This is a genomic window from Salinicola avicenniae (genome assembly GCF_023736115.1).
In the GTDB taxonomy this organism is placed as follows: domain Bacteria; phylum Pseudomonadota; class Gammaproteobacteria; order Pseudomonadales; family Halomonadaceae; genus Salinicola; species Salinicola avicenniae.
In genome coordinates this window covers 574,946-592,404 of the sequence record NZ_JAKQZC010000004.1, presented here as the reverse complement: position 1 = coordinate 592,404, position 17,459 = coordinate 574,946, and the positions used below count along the sequence as shown (strand labels likewise).

The 17,459-nt window shown below is 63.5% G+C and carries 17 protein-coding genes; 12 read left to right on the top strand and 5 right to left on the bottom strand.

Annotated features, from left to right (window positions below):
• Window positions 1-80: 80 nt before the first annotated feature.
• Both MC381_RS12040 and MC381_RS12035 read right to left on the bottom strand, forming a co-directional pair.
• On the bottom strand, window positions 81-857 hold the full coding sequence (locus tag MC381_RS12040) for a DeoR/GlpR family DNA-binding transcription regulator (protein ID WP_251977990.1): 777 nt from the start codon (window positions 855-857) through the stop codon (window positions 81-83).
• Window positions 858-1,132: 275 nt separating this feature from the next.
• Complete coding sequence (locus tag MC381_RS12035; RefSeq protein ID WP_251977989.1) at window positions 1,133-2,122, bottom strand: nucleoside-specific channel-forming protein Tsx; 990 nt, start codon at window positions 2,120-2,122, stop codon at window positions 1,133-1,135.
• A gap of 508 nt (window positions 2,123-2,630) precedes the next feature.
• On the opposite strand from MC381_RS12035, the gene MC381_RS12030 reads away from it, so the two are divergent.
• The 8 genes from MC381_RS12030 (at window position 2,631) to MC381_RS11995 (ending at window position 10,246) form a co-directional block, all read left to right on the top strand.
• Window positions 2,631-3,902, top strand: coding sequence for a NupC/NupG family nucleoside CNT transporter (locus MC381_RS12030; RefSeq protein WP_251977988.1), 1,272 nt, complete (start codon window positions 2,631-2,633; stop codon window positions 3,900-3,902).
• A gap of 109 nt (window positions 3,903-4,011) precedes the next feature.
• Entirely contained in the window at window positions 4,012-4,785 is a 774-nt protein-coding gene (gene deoC, locus MC381_RS12025; protein ID WP_251977987.1) for a deoxyribose-phosphate aldolase, read from the top strand.
• Window positions 4,786-4,862: 77 nt separating this feature from the next.
• Entirely contained in the window at window positions 4,863-6,251 is a 1,389-nt protein-coding gene (gene deoA / locus MC381_RS12020; protein ID WP_251977986.1) for a thymidine phosphorylase, read from the top strand.
• Entirely contained in the window at window positions 6,248-7,525 is a 1,278-nt protein-coding gene (locus MC381_RS12015) for a phosphopentomutase (protein WP_251977985.1), read from the top strand. The genes deoA and MC381_RS12015 overlap by 4 nt, the downstream gene beginning before the upstream one ends.
• The gene (deoD, locus tag MC381_RS12010) at window positions 7,525-8,253 is read left to right on the top strand and encodes a purine-nucleoside phosphorylase (RefSeq protein WP_251977984.1); all 729 of its coding nucleotides are present in this window, start codon (window positions 7,525-7,527) and stop codon (window positions 8,251-8,253) included. Before MC381_RS12015 ends, deoD begins: the two co-directional genes overlap by 1 nt.
• Window positions 8,250-8,678, top strand: a complete 429-nt coding sequence (gene cdd / locus MC381_RS12005) for a cytidine deaminase (protein WP_251977983.1) — start codon at window positions 8,250-8,252, stop codon at window positions 8,676-8,678. Before deoD ends, cdd begins: the two co-directional genes overlap by 4 nt.
• Window positions 8,679-8,820: 142 nt before the next feature.
• Entirely contained in the window at window positions 8,821-9,852 is a 1,032-nt protein-coding gene (locus tag MC381_RS12000; RefSeq protein WP_251977982.1) for a J domain-containing protein, read from the top strand.
• On the top strand, window positions 9,845-10,246 hold the full coding sequence (locus tag MC381_RS11995) for a hypothetical protein (protein ID WP_251977981.1): 402 nt from the start codon (window positions 9,845-9,847) through the stop codon (window positions 10,244-10,246). Before MC381_RS12000 ends, MC381_RS11995 begins: the two co-directional genes overlap by 8 nt.
• A 62-nt stretch (window positions 10,247-10,308) precedes the next feature.
• On the opposite strand, the gene MC381_RS11990 is transcribed toward MC381_RS11995, so the two are convergent.
• On the bottom strand, window positions 10,309-10,539 hold the full coding sequence (locus MC381_RS11990; RefSeq protein ID WP_251977980.1) for a DUF3820 family protein: 231 nt from the start codon (window positions 10,537-10,539) through the stop codon (window positions 10,309-10,311).
• A 208-nt stretch (window positions 10,540-10,747) separates the two neighbouring features.
• Here MC381_RS11990 and MC381_RS11985 point away from each other — a divergent pair, with 208 nt between their 5' ends.
• From MC381_RS11985 to MC381_RS11975, 3 genes are all read left to right on the top strand, one after another.
• Window positions 10,748-12,325, top strand: a complete 1,578-nt coding sequence (locus MC381_RS11985; protein ID WP_251977979.1) for a BCCT family transporter — start codon at window positions 10,748-10,750, stop codon at window positions 12,323-12,325.
• Entirely contained in the window at window positions 12,322-14,361 is a 2,040-nt protein-coding gene (locus MC381_RS11980; protein WP_251977978.1) for a CocE/NonD family hydrolase, read from the top strand. Before MC381_RS11985 ends, MC381_RS11980 begins: the two co-directional genes overlap by 4 nt.
• Window positions 14,362-14,450: 89 nt before the next feature.
• Complete coding sequence (locus tag MC381_RS11975; RefSeq protein ID WP_251977977.1) at window positions 14,451-15,383, top strand: LysR substrate-binding domain-containing protein; 933 nt, start codon at window positions 14,451-14,453, stop codon at window positions 15,381-15,383.
• Between the two features lie 56 nt (window positions 15,384-15,439).
• On the opposite strand, the gene MC381_RS11970 is transcribed toward MC381_RS11975, so the two are convergent.
• The gene (locus tag MC381_RS11970) at window positions 15,440-15,769 is read right to left on the bottom strand and encodes a DHCW motif cupin fold protein (protein WP_251977976.1); all 330 of its coding nucleotides are present in this window, start codon (window positions 15,767-15,769) and stop codon (window positions 15,440-15,442) included.
• A gap of 209 nt (window positions 15,770-15,978) precedes the next feature.
• Here MC381_RS11970 and MC381_RS11965 point away from each other — a divergent pair, with 209 nt between their 5' ends.
• The gene (locus MC381_RS11965; protein WP_251977975.1) at window positions 15,979-16,647 is read left to right on the top strand and encodes a class I SAM-dependent methyltransferase; all 669 of its coding nucleotides are present in this window, start codon (window positions 15,979-15,981) and stop codon (window positions 16,645-16,647) included.
• Window positions 16,648-16,824: 177 nt separating this feature from the next.
• Here the strand turns inward: MC381_RS11965 and MC381_RS11960 are convergent, their stop codons facing one another.
• Window positions 16,825-16,983, bottom strand: coding sequence for a hypothetical protein (locus tag MC381_RS11960; protein WP_251977974.1), 159 nt, complete (start codon window positions 16,981-16,983; stop codon window positions 16,825-16,827).
• Window positions 16,984-17,459: the final 476 nt, after the last annotated feature.

The window sequence follows — 17,459 nt, the reverse complement described above, 5'->3', positions numbered from 1 at the left end:
TCCTACCCCTGCGACGCCCTGAATTCTCCATATTGAAAATAGGAAAAATGACGCAGAAAGACCTATTAAAAAACGAAGACCTAGACCACGGTCACCCGCGACGCGGGTGCATCGATGCCTTTTTCCAACCAGGCCCGTCCCGGCGCGCCGCTGATGAGGATATGATCGAAATCGACAAGATCGGCAAAGAAGGCCGCACGCATGACGTCGAGCTTGCTTTCATCGGCCACCAGAATGCGGCGCTGCGCATGCTCGATAGCCGCTTGCTTCGGCGCCACCTCATGAAAGTGAAAACAGCTGGCCCCTTTCTCGGCATCGACCCCGGCGGCGGAGATGAAAGCCTTGTTGATCCCCAGCCGACGAATCGCCGCGGTCACATCCTGTCCACCGAAGGATTGAGAGGCGGAATAGTAGAGCCCTCCCAGCACCACGAGGCGCATGTTGGGCATGTCGCGCTGACTGAGTACGTTGGCGACATTGAGCGCATAGGTGACGATGGTGACAGTCATCTCGCGAGGGAGGCGCGTACACAGCGGCATCAGCGTGGTGCCGCAGTCGATGAACAGGGTATCGCCCTCTTCCACCATCGCCAGCGCGGCATCGCATAGCCGCTGCTTGGCCTGCGCGTAGCGATCCTGCTGGGCACTGAAATTGTAGGCGGCCGCAAATTGCGGGTTGTCGGCCATGACCAGATGACCGCCGAACGAAACGATGGCGCCATTGCTCGCGGCGAGATCACGCCGAATGGTCATTTCCGAAACCCGACACAGCCGCGCAGCTTCCGCTAGTGGCAGCGCGCCCCGCTGTCGGAGTTGCTCACGTAGCTGCTCCAGTCGTTCGGCACTGCGTCCGTTCATCGCCCACCCACTGCCTGCATTTGGATCGAATCCTGCTGGAGATCGACCACCGGCTTCGGTCGAATTGTCTTTTGGGTCAAGATGTTGAGTCCTGCCATGGAAGACGCCAGTAGTGCATGGCTCCCGGGAGGAGTCAATGGCTCGGGCAGCGCCGCAGGCCAACCGATGGTGACGCACCCATAACAATCAAGGCGAGGAGCCTTACGGCGCCCCGCCTCTGTCGAACCGACGATGCATGAACAACGGAGAATCCATGCATCGAAAAGCGCCTGGGCTCAGAACTGCCAACCGACGCCGAAGTAGTAGCCCCAGCCCGTGGAGCGCAGTTCGAAACTGTCACCATGACCGTTAGGGAACGGCGCCATTTCACCGTCGTTCCACTGGCCGCCGTTGTGGAAGTAACGAGCCACGGCCATGAAGCGCAGATGCGTGAACTGATAGAGCAGCACGTTGGTCGCGACCGTCGACTCGTTGGTACGTGTCGGGTCGCCATCACCCAGGTCAGAGCCGAAATCGTGATTGGTGAAGCCGACATAGACCAGCGACGCACCGTTATCGAAAGTCCCTAGCGGGTAGGAGTAGTTGAGCTGTGCACGGTAGCCATCCCAGGAGTGCTCGTTGGCGGCGCCATAGTTTTCCCACTGACGGCGCTTGTAGAGATTGAACGAGAGCCCGAGCGGCGAGCCCGTCTCGATATCGGTACCCAGGCCGGCATAAAGCGTATTCTGGCGATTCTCGGTGTTGTGGCCCCAGTCGAAGATATAGTCGAAGGCGACGAACCACTCCTTGAACGGGCCAAAGCTCAGATCCTGCCCCGTCATGTCGTCGATCGACAGACGCGGTTCCAGCTCCATGAACACCGGCGACCCTTTATCGAAGATGCCGCTATCCGCCTGGTTGCCTACCCCGAAGAACTTCGGAAAATCGATATAGCCGTAGAGGTCCAACGGCCCCTTGCGGCCGAAAAACTCGTATTCGAGATAGATATCGTCGATCTGCTGCGGTCCGAAGCGAATGTTCTTGCTGCCAATGACCGTCAGGTTCTGGTGATACCAGTCGGAGAGATAGGGACCATCGGCGGTCTGGTCTTCGGCGCTCGGGCCCTCGGCGGGCGTTTCCTGCTCGATGACCGGCGCTTCGCCCTCTTCCTGCGCCCAGACGGGTAGCGCGACGCTTGCCAATAGCATTCCCAGCGTGAGCCGACGGGCTCTTCCGGTAAAGCGTGACGCGGACCGATAAGTCGCGCGCTCGGAACCTTCCATCATGCCATCCCCCTACTTGTTGTTGTGGCAGGTACGGTTGAGATTGTGATTTTTCTGACATCGCCATGATTGCCTTCTGGCATATGCGAAGCGCCTTGTCATAACCGCGCGTCGCCCCGCCGCCAGACATTCCCGCCATGACGCCCACAGGTCACGGCAGTACTAGCCAACTGACCAAAGTTGTCCGATCAGTCAACCTTTCGGTACTCTAAGTTTGGCTACCGTTAAAAACAAGAAGTGACTTTCAAAACACAAAAATGATAGAAAACTCTCACTATTGGTGAGGCCGACATCGCGTGTCGTTCCCAGGCTGGATGTCACGCAACATCGCAGCAGTCGCGAGCCAGATTTGACTCGCAAGCCGAGAGGCGAGCGGGTCGCATTGCCACCCACTTTTGTCGCCTAACGGTCTGAAGTGGCCAGGGTTCACCATGGCACTGTCGGAACATCCGCTTGACCAAGCGGTCCATTCACGAGTTTTACCAGCAAGGTCAATACCAAGGACAACAACATGACACTTCTCATGGGTCTGATCGGCGTGGTCGTACTCCTGCTGATCGCGCTGCTTTTCTCGAGCGCACGCAAGGCGATTCGTATTCGTACCGTGGCCGGTGCCTTTGCCATTCAGGCCGGCATCGGCGCTTTCGTACTCTATGTGCCCTTTGGGCAAGATGTGCTCGGCGCCATCTCCGGCGCCGTCAGTCAAGTCATCGGCTATGCCAACGACGGCATCGGTTTTCTGTTCGGTGATCTCGCCGATCCGGCCAATGTCGGCTTCGTCTTTGCGGTGAAGGTGCTGCCGATCATCATCTTTTTCTCTTCACTGACGGCCGTGCTCTACTACCTCGGCATCATGCAGTGGGTGGTACGCATTCTTGGCGGCGCCCTGCAAAAGGTACTCGGCACCTCGCGTACCGAATCACTCTCCGCCACCGCCAACATCTTCGTCGGCCAGACCGAAGCCCCTCTGGTCGTGCGCCCCTTCCTGGCCAGGATGACCCAATCCGAGCTGTTCGCCGTCATGTGCGGGGGGCTCGCTTCCGTCGCGGGATCGGTACTGGCTGGCTACGCCCAGCTCGGCATTCCGATGGAGTATCTGATCGCGGCCTCGTTCATGGCCGCGCCTGGTGGGCTGCTGTTCGCCAAGATTCTGATGCCCGAGACCGAAACGCCGGACGATCATACCGGCCAGGTAAAAGACGCCATGGATGCCGAAGACAAACCGGCCAATGTGCTGGACGCCGCCGCTTCCGGCGCCTCTTCCGGTTTGATGCTGGCCGCCAATGTCGGCGCCATGCTACTGGCTTTCATCGGCCTGATTGCGCTGATCGACGGTATCCTCGGCGGCGTCGGCGGCTGGTTTGGCGTCGATTCCCTGAGCCTGTCGATGATTCTTGGCTGGCTCTTTTCGCCGCTCGCGTTCGTGCTTGGCATTCCCTGGAACGAAGCCACGCTGGCCGGCTCGTTCATCGGTCAAAAGCTGGTCGTCAACGAGTTCGTCGCCTATATCAATCTGGCGCCCTACATCAGCGGTGATGCCATGGTCGCCGAGACCGGACAGGCGATGTCGGCGCATACTGCGGCGATCCTGTCGTTCGCGCTGTGTGGTTTCGCCAATCTGTCGTCGATCGCCATTCTGCTCGGCGGCCTCGGCATCATGGCGCCCAGCCGCCGACCGGAAATCGCCCGTTACGGCATGAAGGCCGTACTCGCCGGCACCCTTTCCAACCTGATGTCGGCGACGCTGGCAGGGATTTTCCTGTCGCTGGCCGGCACCGCCTGACCCTGGGGCGTCACGCCACGCCGCTACGCGGGTAGCGGCGCTTGCTCCCTGCCCGGCCCTGATGCCGCAAGGCGCGGCGCCCGAACCCACCTTACCGGGAGATAACGCAATGACACCCTTGGAGCACGCTGCTCGCCAGGCGCTCAGCCTGATGGACCTGACCTCGCTCAACGATGACGACACGGAGACACGGATCGCCGCGCTCTGTGCGCGCACGGCGACGCCTTTCGGCTCGCCCGCTGCGGTCTGCGTCTATCCGGATTTCATCGCGACCGCCGACCGAGCCTTGCGTCAGGCCGGTACTCGCGAGGCGGTCAAGATCGCGACGGTGACCAACTTTCCCGATGGCTGCGTCAACGTCGAGCGCGCGAGCCGGGAGACCCGGGCCGCTGTCACGGCCGGCGCCGACGAGATCGATGTCGTCTTTCCCTATAAGGCCCTGATTGGCGGTGACGCCGAAGCCGGCCGCGCACTGGTCAGCGCCTGTCGCGACGCCTGCGCGGGCCGGACGCTCAAGGTCATTCTCGAAACCGGTGAGCTGCAGACGCCGGCGCTGATTCGCCAGGCCGCCGATATCGCGCTCGACGCCGGCGCCGACTTCCTCAAGACTTCCACCGGCAAGGTCGCCGTCAACGCCACGCTTGAAGCCGCCGAGCTGCTGCTCACCGCGATCCGCGACAGCGGTCGTGATGTCGGATTCAAGGCCGCCGGCGGTATCCGCACGGCGGAAGATGCCCGCGCCTATCTCGATCTCGCCACCGATATCATGGGCGAGGGCTGGGCAACGCCGGCACATTTCCGCTTCGGCGCCTCGGGCCTGCTCGATGCCCTGCTGGCGACGCTCGATGGCCGCGACGCCGGCGCCGTCGATACGCCTTACTGAAGCCGCCCACACTGACGTTTCCGGCTACGGCGGTCACGCTTCCGCGATCGACCGCAGCCCACCGAGCGGAGGACACCATGCTGATCCAGGAGATTATTCGTCGTAAGCGCGACGGCCAGACACTCGATCGGCAAATGCTTGACCTGATGATGCGCGGCATTGCCGACAACAGCATCGGCGATGCGCAAATTGGCGCTTTCGCCATGGCGATCTATCTCAACGGCATGGCTCACGACGAAGCGGTGGCATTGACCGAGTCGATCCGCGACTCCGGCCAGGTGATGCGCTGGGACGGTCTCGATCGGGCAGCCCCCGTGCTCGACAAGCACTCCACCGGTGGCGTCGGCGATCTGACATCTCTGGTGCTAGGCCCCTGGATCGCGGCCTGCGGTGGCCACGTACCGATGGTCTCCGGCCGCGGTCTCGGGCATACCGGCGGTACGCTGGACAAGCTCGAATCGATTCCCGGCTACGACGTGGCCCCCGCCGACGACAGCTTCCGCCGTCTGGTCAGTGACGTCGGTATCGCGATCATCGGCCAGACCGGCTCGCTCGCCCCGGCCGACAAGCGTCTCTACGGGGTGCGCGACGTTACCGCCACGGTGGAGTCGATCCCGCTGATTGTCGCCTCGATCCTGGGCAAGAAACTCGCCTGCGGGCTGGGAACGCTGGTGATGGACGTGAAAGTTGGTAGCGGTGCCTTCATGCCGACCCCGGCAGCCTCCCGCGAGCTGGCCGACGCGATCGCCGCCATCGGCTGCGGGGCGGGGACACGTACCAGCGTCTTGCTCACAGACATGAATCAGCCGCTCGCCGACTGCGCCGGCAATGCACTCGAGGTCTCCGAGGCGCTGCGTCTCCTGCGCGGCGAGGGGCAGGACAGCCGCCTGTATCCGGTCACGAAGGCGCTCGCCGTGGAGATGCTGCTGCAGTCGGGGATGGCCCACGACGCCGACGACGCACAGCGGCGTCTCGATCACGCCCTGGATAGCGGCGAAGCGCTGGAGCGGTTCTCGCGTATGGTTCACGGGCTCGGTGGCCCCCACGATCTGGCGCAGCGTGCCGAGCACTACCTCACGGCGGCGCCTGTTGTCATCGATCTCGAGGCGGATCGCAGCGGCGTCATCCAGACGATCGACACGCGCCAGCTCGGCCTCGGCGTGGTCGAGCTCGGCGGCGGTCGGCGCAATCCCGGAGACGCCATCGATCACCGCGTCGGACTCTCGCGGATCGCCGAGATCGGCCGGAAGGTCGCACCCGGCCAGCCACTGCTGCGAATTCACGCGGCAAGCCGCAGTGACGCCGAGGCCGTAACCAGGCGCCTGAGGGCGGCCTTCACGCTGGGCGACGCACCTGTCGAATCGCCGCCACTGATTCACGCGACCGTCTCCCCCAACCCGCGTGCTCCGATGTCGCGTGACGTCCTCTCGCATGATCTCACTTCGCATCAAGAGGACCTGTCATGACATCATCCACATCACCCCGTCGCGCCACGCTCCTAGTGCTCGACTCCTTCGGCATCGGCAATGCCCCAGACGCCGCGGCTTTCGGCGACGACGGTGCCGACACCCTCGGCCATATCGCCCGCTTTCGCGCCGAGGCCGGTCGGCCGCTTGCCCTGCCCAACCTGGCCAAGCTCGGTCTCTTCCACGCGCATCGGCTGGCGACCGGCGAATGGGCGGCCGGCTTCACGGCACCGACGGGCGAGGGTCACGAAGCCGTCGCCGGCGCCTGGGCCTGCGCACGTGAAATCTCCTCCGGCAAGGACACACCCTCGGGCCACTGGGAGATCGCCGGCGTACCGGCGCTGTTCGAGTGGGGCTACTTCACCGAGCCGGAGAACAGCTTCCCACCGGCGCTGCTCGCGGCCCTGGTCGAACGTGCCGGACTGCCGGGCGTGCTCGGGAACTGTCACGCCTCCGGCATGCCGATCCTCGAGGCGTTGGGCGAGGAACACATCGCCAGCGGCAAGCCGATCGTCTACACCTCGGCGGACTCAGTCTTCCAGATCGCCGCACACGAAACCCATTTCGGACTCGAGCGGCTCTATGCCCTATGCGATATCGCCCGCGAGCTGCTGATGCCCTACAACATCGGCCGCGTCATCGCGCGCCCCTTTATTGGTGAACCCGCGGTCGGCGAGACGGCGAACACCTTCGAGCGCACCGGCAACCGCCGCGACTACGCGATCGAACCGCCCTCCCCGACCGTGCTGCAGAAACTCCATGACAGCGGTGGCACCGTGCTCGGCGTGGGCAAGATCGGCGATATCTACGCCCACTGCGGCGTCACCGAAGTGCGCAAGGCCCACGGCCACGACGCCCTCTTCGAGGCTACGCTGTCCGCGATGGACGATGCCGCCGCCTCGAGCCACCACACCTTGGTGATGACCAACTTCGTCGATTTCGACACCCTCTACGGCCATCGCCGCGATCCCGAAGGCTACGCCACGGCGCTGGAAGCCTTCGACCGTCGCCTGCCTGAGATTCAGGCGAAGCTCGCGCCTGGCGATCTGCTGATCCTGACGGCCGACCACGGCAACGATCCGACCTGGCGTGGCACCGATCACACCCGTGAACAGGTACCGGTGTTGATCGCCGGCGATGCCCTGCCTGCCGGTCGCTACGGCGCCCGCGACACCTATGCCGATATCGGCCAGACGCTCGCTGACTACTTCGGCTTGAGCGCGATGGACTACGGCCGATCACTCTTCGAATCCGCTTCACAGGGAGAAACCTGATGCCCACCCCGCATATCGAAGCCCGCGAGGGCGATTTTGCCGACACCGTGCTGATGCCCGGCGACCCGCTGCGGGCCCAATTCATCGCCGAGACCTTCCTCGAGGACGTCACCTGCGTCAACCGCGTGCGCAATATGCTGGGCTTCACCGGCATCTACCAGGGACGAAAAATTTCGGTCATGGGAAGCGGCATGGGCATTCCATCGCTCTCGATCTATGCCAAGGAGCTGGTGACTGAATACGGGGTCAAACGCCTGGTACGCGTCGGCTCCTGTGGCGCGGTGCGCGACGATGTCGCGGTCAACGATATCGTCATCGGCATGGGCGCCTGTACCGACTCCGGCGTCAATCGCACCCGTTTCAACGGTCACGACTTCGCCGCGATCGCCGACTTCGATCTCACCCGACACGCGGTCGATGCCGCTCGCGAGCGGGGCACAGCCGTAAAGGTCGGCAACCTGTTCTCGGCGGATCTGTTTTATACCCCGGACGGCGAGTTCTTCCAGACCATGAAGCGCCTGGGCATCCTTGGCGTCGAAATGGAGGCCGCCGGTCTCTACGGCGTCGCCGCCGAGTTCGGCGCACGCGCGCTGACGGTCTGCACCGTCTCCGACCATATCCTGAAGGAGGAAGCGCTCGACGCGCAGACGCGTCAGACCGGCTTCGCCGAGATGATGACGGTGACGCTGGAAGGTCTGTTGAAAGACGATGGGGAGCACAGCGCATGACTGACGCTATCCAGGTGCCGGATGCCATTCGTTGGGCCGCGCTCCGGGTGCGCGACAATGCCTACGTGCCCTACTCCGACCACCCGGTCGGCGCCGTGCTGATCAGTGAAAGTGGCACGCACTACGCTGGCTGCAACGTCGAGAGCGCCAACTACAAGGGGCTCTGTGCCGAAGCCAGTGCCATCGCCGGACTGATTTCCAGCGGCGAACGCCAGATTCGCGCGATCTACGTGATCGGCCCCGGCAGACATCTCTGCACGCCCTGCGGCGACTGCCGCCAGCGCATCCGCGAATTCGCTACCGCCGAGACCGAGATCATCGTGCTAGATGGCGATGGTGCTCCTCTCAAGCGCTACACCATGGACGCCCTGCTGCCCGATTCCTTCGGCCCGGAAAATCTCGACCGTTCCTCCGGTATGACCTGAGTCGATTCGCGCCACGCGCACGCGCGCAAAACGGGAGCGAACCCGGTGCTTCTCGGGAGACCATCTGGGCAACGGTTTGGTTATACTCGGTGACAAATAACCCTCATTCGATGTGTCCGCGTCACATCATTCGGGATCACCGATGGCCTTAGCCCGTTTTTCGCCCTTCGAAACGCTGCTGTTGAAAAGTCAGGATCAGCGCCAAAGCGCCGAGCTGCTGCTGCTTGCCTGGGTTTTCGTCAACAAGTACCAGGCTCTCGACGAGGATCGCCGCTACCTCGAGAGCCTCGCTCGGCGCGTGCACCACGTTCAGGATCTCGTGACCCTGATCGAAGCGGCAAGACGAACGGACCTGGGCGATATCCAACTTGCCGCCGAAGTCCTGCTGCGCGATAACGCGGCGACCCGGCCGGCCTTTCTGCGTCAGGCAATCGTGCTGGCCACCAGCGATGGGGCTCTGAGCCTACGCAATCACCATATCCTGCGGTTCCTGGCCGACCTGATCAGCGTCGCGCCCGGGGATTTCTCGCACCTCTATCAGGAAGTCACAGGCCATCCTCTCGAAGCGCCAGGGGACCCGAGCCGCCACGCCTACTGGGCCGACGCCCCGAGCGATAGCAACGAGGCGGCCTCAGCGGAATCCTCGAGCGCCACGGCAGACACCGAAAGCGCGATCCGCAGCGGCTGGCGCGAGCGGGCCCGGCAACGGGCGGAACGCCAGCGCGAAGCGCGTCAGCACAAGCGCGACCAGGAACGCCAGCAGGCCGAAGCGCGCCAGCGCCAGCAGGAAGCCGAGGCCCACGCCGCGCATGAGCGCGAACAAGCGCGCCTGGCACAAGAACGCGAGCGTCGGGCCCGCGAGGAGGCCCGGCGGCGAGAGGAGCAGCGCCAGCAGGATCAGAAACGCTACGAAGAAGCCCGTCAGCGGCAGCGCGAACAGGCGCAGAGCGGTGCCCATGGCGACCATCCGCCTTATCGGGTTCGGTTGGCACTACTAGAGCTTGAGCTCGACAACAGCGCCTCCCGCATCGATATCAAGCGCGCCTATCGCCGTCTGGCTCAGCGCCATCATCCGGATCGCTTCCACGGCCAGAGCGAGTGGCGCCTGCGCCTCGCCTCTCAGCGTTTCCAGCGTATCAAAAATGCCTACGATCTCCTGATGCGCGATGCGTGACCTTTATCGCCGGCTCGGTATTGCCAAGGATGCCTCGCCCGCCGCACTGGAAGCGGCGCTCAAACGCTGCGACCACCAATCGCTGAAGGCGGACGCCGCCGCAGTGCTCGGCACGACATCCCGACGGATGCAGTACGACGAGCTCCATGCACTGCTCAACGACCTGGGCAGCCTGCGTGTCGGCCTGGGCTTGACGCATGCGCCGCACTGGCAGGGGGATGTGGCCAGCGACTTCACCCAGCCACCACCCACCGTCTCCCGACAACAGCAGCTGATACAGAAACTCGAGGCCGTGCTTACTCAGCGCCAGCGACGCTGGCGCCTGAGACTGGGCCTGCTGGGCGTGGTCGCTCTGCTGATCGCCGCTTTTCTGTTGGGTCGGCTCACGGCGTAAAACCTTGCGTCGTTTCTATCGCTGCCGAAACCGGCAGACACGCCTTCGTTCTCCCGCCCGCCTCAACGCTTGACGCCATCTCGGCGTCCCCGCAGGGGCTCCAACAGCGGCGACAGGCCGTTATGGTCGATTTCCTGCATCAGGGCCAGCAGGCGACCTAGCTCGCCATTCGGAAAACCTTCACGCGCAAACCAGTTGAGATAGGGGCCGGGAAGATCCGCCAGCAGCCGCCCCTCGTACTTGCCGAATGGCATCTTCCAGGTCACCAGCTTCTTGAGGTCTTCAGGTTCCATTCGGACACTTTCCTTCGGGTGAATGACAACCAAGCGCCAGGCTTGTCGCGCTTGAGCTATGCGTAGAAATCATGACCCCATTCACATCCAGCGTTTGAAGTGTGGGGGCCATCAACGGTTAGGGTATAAAGCCATGACTCAGATGCATGCGCCCCCTTGCTGCGGGAACGCATGACGCTCAATGATAACGATAAGCAGGAGATGGGTAATGCAGACTTCGCTCCGGCCATTGGTCTTCTGGCCGACCTTCCTGGTGCTACTGGTGGCGGTGGTGGCCAGCTACATCGATCTGGACGCCTTCCTGGCGACCGCCAGCGCCCTCAACTCGGCCATTCTCGATAACTTCTCGTGGCTTTTCAGTCTCGGCAGCGTCTACCTGCTGGTGCTCGCGGTCATCGTCTACTTCTCGCCGCTCGGCCAGATCCGTATCGGCGGCCCGGACGCCACGCCGCTGCTCTCGCGCCTGCGCTGGTTCTCGATCACGCTATGCACCACGCTAGCGGTCGGCGTACTGTTCTGGACCACCGCCGAACCGCTCTACCACTTCATGGGGCCGCCCGCGTCCTCGGGTCTCGAGGCGGGGTCGGGCGACGCAATGCGCTTCGCGATGTCAACCATGTTCCTGCACTGGTCCTTCACGCCGTACGCGATCTACGCGGTGCCGGCGCTGATCTTCGCGCTCGCCTTCTACAACCTGCGTCTGCGCTTCTCGATCTCGAGCATGTTGGAGCCGATCCTCGGCCCCCGCGTGAAACGCTTCGGCGGGCTGATCGACGCCATCTCGCTCTACGCGCTGGTCGCCGGTATGGCCTCCTCGCTCGGTACCGGCGCGCTGACGCTGGCCGGTGGCGCGGGCCAGTACCTCGGCGGCGAAACCACGCCGCTCCGGCTCGGCGTCGTCATTGCCATTATCGTGGTGACCTTCGTCATCTCCGCCGCCAGCGGCCTGCAGAAGGGGATCGCCCGACTGTCGTCGCTCAACGCCGTTCTGCTCGCGATTCTGGGCATTTTCATGTTCATCGTCGGGCCGACCGTGTTCTGCCTCGCGCTAGGTGTGGAGTCGTTCGGTCTCTATCTCGATAACTTCTTCACCAAGAGCCTGTTCACCGGCGCCGCCGGAGAAGATCAATGGCCGCAGTGGTGGTCGATCTTCTACTGGGCGGTATGGTTCGCCTGGGCACCGGTCGCGGCACTGTTTCTGGGCAAGATCTCGCGCGGCTATACGGTGCGCGAGTTCCTGCGCGTCAACCTGCTTTATCCCGCGCTGTTTGCCTGCGTATGGATTCTGATCTTTTCCGGCACGGCACTCTATTTCCAGGCCCATCTCGACACGCTCGGCGGTACCGACCTCCACGCCGTGCTCAATGACCGCGGCGTGGAGAACGTACTCTATGAACTCTTCCGCCAGTTGCCGCTCTCCGGCGTCTGGATTCCGCTACTGCTGTTCATCGCCTATGTCTCTTACGTCACCGCGGCCGACTCCCAGACCGATGCCATCGGCAACCTCTGCACGCGCGGCCTGACCGCCGACTCCGACCTTAACGCCGGGGTCACCATGAAGGTGATCTGGGGCGTGATCGTTGGCGTGGTCTCCTGGGTGATGGTCAGCTTTGTCGGCATCGACGGCGTCAAGATGCTCTCCAATCTCGGCGGTCTGCCGGCGATGCTGATCGTGCTGCTGGCGACCGGTTCGATATGGCGTTGGTTGCAGAATCCCGCTCGCCTCGTCGGCCCCACGAACACCGCCGCCGACCCGACACCCGCTCGCAACGAGAAGCCTTCATGAAGATCAAGCAGGACTTTCCCCACCGCGTTCGCGAAATCGAAAACCAGTGGATTCCGCTCGCCGACGGCACCCGCCTGGCCGCGCGGATCTGGATGCCGGAAGGCGCCGAGAACCAGCCAGTACCGGCCATTCTCGAATATCTGCCCTATCGCAAACGGGATGGCACGGCGGTCCGCGACGAGCTCACGCACCCCTATTTCGCCGGCCACGGCTATGCCTGTATCCGCGTCGACATGCGCGGCAATGGCGAATCCGGTGGTTTGATGGAGGATGAGTACGCCCCGCAGGAACAGGCCGACGCGCTCGAGGTGATCGACTGGATCGCCGCACAGCCCTGGTGCGACGGCAAGCTCGGCATGATGGGCATCTCCTGGGGCGGCTTCAACAGCCTGCAGCTCGCCGCGCTGCGCCCCGAGCCGCTGAAGGCGATTATAACGCTCTGCTCCACCGACGACCGCTATGCCGACGATATCCACTACAAGGGCGGCAACATGCTGCTCGAGAATCTCGGCTGGGCCGCCACCATGCTCGACTTCTCCGCCGCGGTGCCGGATCCGGCCCTCGTCGGAGAGCGCTGGCGCGAGATGTGGCAGCATCGGCTCGACAACATGCCGCTGCTGGCCGAGCCCTGGCTCACCCATCAACACCGCGACGACTACTGGAAGCACGGCTCCATCGGTGAAAGCTATCACCAGGAGTTCGGCCGAATCGACGCCGCGGTCTATATGGTCAGCGGCTGGGCGGACTCCTACATCAACACTATCCCGCGAATGATGGAACACCTCTCCTGCCCGAAGAAGGCGCTGATCGGGCCCTGGATGCACAAGTATCCGCACTTCGCGATTCCCGACCCGGCGATCGGTTTCCTGCAGGAGGCGCTGCGCTGGTGGGATCATTGGCTCAAGGGTACCGAGACCGGCATCATGGCGGAACCACCGTGCACCTTCTATCTCCAGGATGGCGTGCCGCCAGCGCCGAAGTATCTCGAGCGTCCGGGCGAGTGGGTGCGCACTTCTGCCTGGCCAGCGCCGGCCGATGAAGTCGCGATCGAGCGACTGACGCTCGGCGACGACGGTCTGGGCCAGGGCTCGCTGACCGCCGCGCGCCGTATCGCCTCCCCGCTGACCGCCGGCTCGCTGCAGGGCGAGTACATTCCGCTATGGTTCGGCGCCGACTTCCCACCGGATCAACGCCGCGACGACGGCCTCTCGCTGACCTTCGACTCCGCTCCCTATCACGAGGGGCTCGACATTCTCGGGCAGCCGACGCTCGACGTGGAGATCGCCAGCGACGAGGATTGCGGCCAGCTCCACGTGCGCCTGTGCGACGTCGCGCCAAGCGGCGAAAGCGCGTTGATCACCTACGGCACTCTCAATCTCAATCTGCGCGACGATCCTGGCACGATCACGCCGCCGACGCCGGGCGAGACGATGCGCGTGCGCGTACCGCTGGACCTGATCGGCTACCGTCTGCCCAAGGGCCACCGGCTGCGCGTGGCACTCTCGAGCGCCTGTTTTCCGCTGGTCTGGTCGCCGCAAAAGCGCGCCGATCTGACGCTCGCGGCAGGCACGCCGACGCTCGAACTACCGCTCTGCAAGGCACCTTACATCCCGATGCCGTTCGAATCGCCGGAGAGCGCCACGCCCTGTCGCGTCGAGACGCTGCGACCGGGTCAACCGAAGCGCACGATCAGCGAAGACGTGGGCTCGGGCGAAGTGACCATCACCGTCGAGGACGACATGGGCGACATCCGCTTCGAGGACCACGGCCTGCGCGTCGAGCAGAAGGCTAAGGAGATCTATACCAGCCACCCGACAGAGGCCTCGCGTACCCGTGCGGAGATCGAGTGGGTCTACCGCGCCCGCCGCAACGAAGGCGATCCGGCAGCACAATTTGCGGTGGAAGTCATCAGTCGCTACTGGCTCACATGCGACGCCACGACGTTCTACCTGCGCGCCGAACAGATCGCCTGCGAGGGACACACAGAAGTGAGTCACAAGACGTGGGAAAGAGACATTCCGCGCACCGCGATCTGACGCCGAAGCGACGCACCGAGACGTCGAGGGGCGACAGCGGCCGAGCATGTTATGCTCCGGAGCCGATAACATCGGCTCCGGAGACACTCATGTCCACGCGCGACGCCCTCCCGCCGCTGGCGTGCCTGCGCGCCTTCGAGGCCGCTGCCCGTCACGCGAGTTTCACCCAGGCAGGCAGCGAACTGCATCTCACCCAGAGCGCTGTCAGCCGCCAGATCAAGCGGCTCGAGGATGACCTCGGCCGGCCGCTGTTCGAGCGTCAGTACGACGGGCTACGCCTGACACCGGCCGGCGAGCACTATTTCCGGGTGGTCCAGAGTCTGCTCCGCGAGCTGCGCGACGAGACCGCCCGCTTGCGACGGCGTGGCGACGACCGCCAGCTGACCCTGGCGTCCAGCCCGACCATTGCCTCGATCTGGCTCGCCCGCCAGCTGCCGGACTTCCAGCGTGCCCACCCGGGCATCGAGATCCGCATTCTCACCGTCGAAGACCCGCGTCGTCTCGACCTCGCCGAGTTCGACCTCGGGATCTACTACCACGTGCCCGGCGAAGTCGATCCGCCCGGCCTCCAGGCTGATGCCATCTTCGACAGCGAGACGGTCGCCGCAGTCTGCAGCCCCGCCTACCTGGCACGCCACGGCGGCATCGCCGATCCCGCCGACCTGCTCGCCCGTCATACGTTGATGGTGGTTGAAGATCATTATCACGACTGGCTGACGTGGGAACTGTGGTATCGCACGCTGAGACTGGAATGGCAGCCGCCGGCGCACACCCTGCGCGCCAACAGCTTTCAGCTGCTGATGAATGCGACGCTGGCCGGCCAGGGCGTGACGCTCGGCTGGACTCGATTGCTCGCCGCCGAACTCGCCCAGAACAACCTGGTCTACGCCTTGCCGCAAACCTTGCCCAGCCGCGGCCGCCTGTCCCTGCTGGCACCGCGCCACCGCCATCTGACCGAGCCGATGCGCGCCTTCCGCGAGTGGGTACTGCAGGGCGAGTCTCGCGACAACGCGGCTCGCTGAACCCCGCCCGGAACGACGCGCCAGACCTCGACGATCCGCCACCAACGTTCATGGATTCAGTCGACAATGAAAAGCGTCGCCCCCTGTTCGGTCGAGGAGCGGTGCGCCTCGGCGTGGTCGGCAACCTGATAGCTCTGCCCCGGCGTCAGTCGAAACACGCGGGCATCTTCCAGCTCGGTCACCAGCTCGCCTGCGAGGCAGAGCAGTATGTGTCCTTTCGAACACCAGTGATCGGCGAGATAACCCGGCGTGTATTCGACCATCCTGACGCGTAGATCACCGAAATGGCGGGTTCTCCACAGCGCCTTGCCGGTCTCGCCCGGGTGTTCGGTCGGTTCGATCTCGGACCAGTCGGTGGTACCGAAGGGAATTTCATTGAGTTGCATGCGGGCCTCCAGGCGATAATAGCGCCGTTACCTTGCCACAATTGGCCACCCGATGCCGGAAACGGCGCCGCCCCGGCGCTGCCACCAGCGGTTCCTGGCCCGGCGCCAGCTGTTCTTGCCCGGGAAAAGCGGCGACACTGATGCAGGCATAGAGACCGCGCGACAATTTCAACGAGAGATCGCCGCCAGCACCTGCAGGAGTCCGCAAGATGTCACCGAACACGCGGTCCACCACCGCCGGCCAGGCGATCTACACGCGCCGTAACCTGCGTCTTTACGATCTACTGGTCGTGCACGCGTCCAATCGCCTGCTCTGGCGCTGCCCGGCGACCGTCCTGCTGGCGGACTACCAGCGTCATGTCAGCGGCAACCACCTGGATATCGGTGTCGGTACCGGCTATTTCCTCGACCGCTGCCGCTTCCCCGTGCCGCAGCCGCGTTTGCACCTGCTCGATCTCAACGCCGACTCGCTGGCCCATACCGCCAGGCGGGTCGCGCGTTACCGGCCAACTTCGCATCGCGCGGATATCCTCGCCGGCCCCGTTCTTCCGGACGAAGCGCCCTTCCGTTCGATCGCCATGAACTACCTGCTGCACTGTCTGCCGGGGCCGATGAGGGAAAAGGCGCGAGCGTTCGATCCTCTTCGCCCGCTGATGACACCGGATAGTGTTCTGTTCGGCGCCACGATCCTGTCGGAGGGGGTTACCCGCTCAGCGCTGGCCAAACAGGTGATGGCCCAATACAACGCGCGCGGTATCTTCGACAATGCGTCGGACGACCTGACAACGCTGCAGGCGGCGTTGCATGAGCGTTTTCATCACGTGGAAGTCGCGGTGACGGGCTGCGTCGCACGCTTTGCCGTCAGCACATGGCGCTAGAACGCTCGTGGCCGCTGCCGAGAAAGGCAGGGACGGCACGACAGGAATCGGAACGACAAGGCAATAGAACGACGGGAAAGATAACGCGGGAGAACGATAGAAGAGCGTTGCGACAACACAGACGGCAGCGCTCTGGCTGCCGACCGATTATTGGGAGAGAACCGGGCAACGGACCCGTCAGATGCGATGCCCCACGCCGTCCGTCGGCGACACCGGCTCCTGCACCCGATCGCGCGCCGTCGGCGGTGCCTTATCGCTGCTGCACAGCCGCAGCGCGACAAACAGACCGAAAGCGACGAACCCCACGATGATGCCACCCAAGGTAAAAAGACTCATTGCGCACCTCACCTGTTTCAAGTCGTCAATGACCGGATGGGACCGCCTATGGCGCTGTTGTCGTCCGCTGCCGGCATGATTCGGGTTACCATGCGCCGCCCCTTCAAACGGTCGCTGACCACCTCGAAGCGGGAGACTCCCGCACTGTTCATCTTGGTGCTGCACGGCGCTTGGAAAGCCCGGCATCAAAACACTTCAGAAGACATACCTAAAGTTACATTTTGTCTATCTGAAAATCAATAGATACTTTCTGATTACCTAATAACACAAAGACTAATTTAGATGAGATCACCTCGCCATTGGCGATTGGTGGACGAGACCTAAGGCTAAACAAGGCTAAAGACGTGCGACACCGGGCAGGACCACGCAGCGACGAGAGTGCTGAAGACCGAGAGTACTTAAGACCGGAGAGTACTGAAGCGCCGGGGTAAGGACGATGAACATCAGTATGCAAGCCGTGCCAGCGGCGTAAAGAC